At 74.6% G+C, this 2,260-nt stretch carries 2 protein-coding genes; both read right to left on the bottom strand.

From position 1 onward, the window contains the following. Positions 1–41: 41 nt before the first annotated feature. On the bottom strand, positions 42–959 hold the full coding sequence (locus ACSNN9_RS28325; protein ID WP_436676367.1) for a CDP-alcohol phosphatidyltransferase family protein: 918 nt from the start codon (positions 957–959) through the stop codon (positions 42–44). Positions 960–1,368: 409 nt separating this feature from the next. Further along, a partial coding sequence (locus ACSNN9_RS28320; RefSeq protein ID WP_436676366.1) for an NUDIX domain-containing protein occupies positions 1,369–2,260 on the bottom strand: 892 nt, incomplete at its 5' end.

Genomic DNA, 2,260 nt, shown 5'->3' with positions numbered 1-2,260 from the left:
CCCCCCCCCCCCCCCCCCCCCCCCCTTCTCGCGTACGTGCCTCAGGCGGTGCGGCGCTGACGCAGCCAGAGCACCGGGCCGCTGACCAGGTAACCGACCACGATCAGGGCGAAGGTGAGCCGGATGTCGATCAGCGCGCCGATCACCGGGGCCAGCCACAGCCACGGCGGAAGCTTCACCAGCCGCGCGAGCTTGGCGTAGGGGAAGCTGGAGACCATGGCGAAGGCGAGCAGTGCCACGCCGGCGACCAGGACGATGCCCGGCACGGGCAGCCCGATGGCGACGGTCAGGGCGAGCACGGCGGCCGCCATGGTGGTGGGCACGCCGCAGAAGAACCTGCCGTCCTTCGGCGAGACGTTGAACCGGGCGAGCCGGATCGCCGCGCACGCCGCCACGAGGGCGCAGGCCACCGCGGCGGCCGGTGTGGAGACCGAGCCGGCCAGCGAGGCGTAGACCACCACCGGGGCGGCGAGGCCGAACGAGCACATGTCGGCCAGCGAGTCCATCTGCGCGCCGAACGGGCTGGCCACCCCGAACCTGCGGGCGAGCGCGCCGTCGAGGCCGTCGAAGACGACGCAGGCGATCAGGCAGAGCGCGGCGACGCGCACCTCGCCCTGCATGGCCAGGAAGATGGCCAGCATGCCGAGCATCAGGCTGCTGAGCGTGCAGGCGTTGACCACCGCGAACTTCATCCGGCGGGCGAGGGTGCGTTCGCCGGGAAGCAGCGGGATCGACATCGCCGGCTCGTCGACCGGTGTCGTGGGGCCGAGGGCGGGGCTGACCGGGACGATCGAGGCGACCTCGGCGCGCTCGACCCGGGGCAGCCCGTAGCGGCGACGCGGCCGGTCGGCGTAGCGGTGCTCGGGCATCGAGAGGTCGCTGCCTCCGTGCAGGTCACCGTCGCGGCGCCCCACTCGGACCAGCAGCACCTGCCGGGCGAGCGAACTGCTGCGGCGCAACGGGCCCGCCCAGCGACGCCCTGCGGGACGCGGACTGTCAGTGGTACGACGCCGGCGCCATGGGGCTCTCGGCACGTTTCCTCCATCACCGGATCGGCTGACCGCCGCGAGGGCGGGTGTCCGGCTGTCTCGTGCCGGACCTTTCTGGCCCGGCAGCCGTTTTGCGGAGTACACCATCGCATAGGGGAACGGGGGTTGGCGATAGCTGCCGGCGGTACTTATATCTGGTCCAACCGCGCGAACCGCTCTCTTATTCCCATCCCGGGCTCCATCGCCCGTTTCCTCCACCAACCCCACATCGAATGTACCGGACCCCGCCCCCGCCGGCTCGGCGAGCGGGCGCCGGGGACACCGATGTCCGGTTACGGACGATCGTCGGCGGCGGTCCCGGCCAGCGCCGGGGCGGCGATCACGGACGGTCGTCGGCGGGCACCCCGGCCAGCGCCAGGGCGGCGATCTCGGTGAGCGGCAGGCCGGCGAGCTGCCCGGGCGCGAACCAGCCCGCGCGGGCGGTGGAGCCGCCGGCGAGCTCGGTCACCCGCGGCTCGGTGGGCGCGTCCACCGCCACCCGGTAGACCACCCGGATGCCGTGCCAGTCGAGCGGGCGCCCCTCCGGGCCCAGCGCGGCCGGGTTGTGCAGGTTGTCGACGCCGATCAGCTCGACCACCCGGCCGAGCTGGCCAGCCTCCTCGACCGGTTCGCGCAGCAGCGCGGCGACCGGCTGCTCGCCGTGGTCGGTCCCGCCGCCGGGCAGGTGCCACCGGCCGGCGCCCGGGTAGCCGTCGGCGATCATGGTGAGCAGCACCCGGCCGGCGGGGTCGGTGACCAGGCCGTACGCCCCGAAGCGCTGCCTCCGGTCGGCCGGGGGCGCGGTGGCCGGCCCCGCCGCCGGCGAGCGGGGCAGATCCGGCGGCAGCGGCGACACGGGCAGGCCGAGCAACTCGGCGGTGAACGGCATCAACGGCAACGTCGCCGCCTCGACGGTCGTGAACCAGCCCACCTCGTCGCTGCCGCCGGCGGGCTCCGGCCGCAGTTCGCCGCCTCGTGCGGCGACGTCGAAGACCAGGCGGTCGGTGTGCACCGCCACGTCGGCGTCACGGAAGGTCGTCACGTCGGCGAGCACGGCCCGCAGCCCGGTGACTTCCACCGTGAGGCCGGTCTCCTCGGCGAACTCGCGGACCACGGCGTGCGCCGGGTGCTCGGCGTGCTCGAGCCCGCCCCCGGGAAGCTGCCAGACGCCCGGGAACGGGCACGAGCCGGAGCCCCGGGCCAACAACACCCGCCCGCCCGAGCCCCGACAC

The organism is Micromonospora sp. URMC 107, assembly GCF_051386315.1.
Classification (GTDB): Bacteria; Actinomycetota; Actinomycetes; order Mycobacteriales; family Micromonosporaceae; genus Micromonospora.
This window is presented reverse-complemented; position numbering and strand designations above follow the sequence as displayed.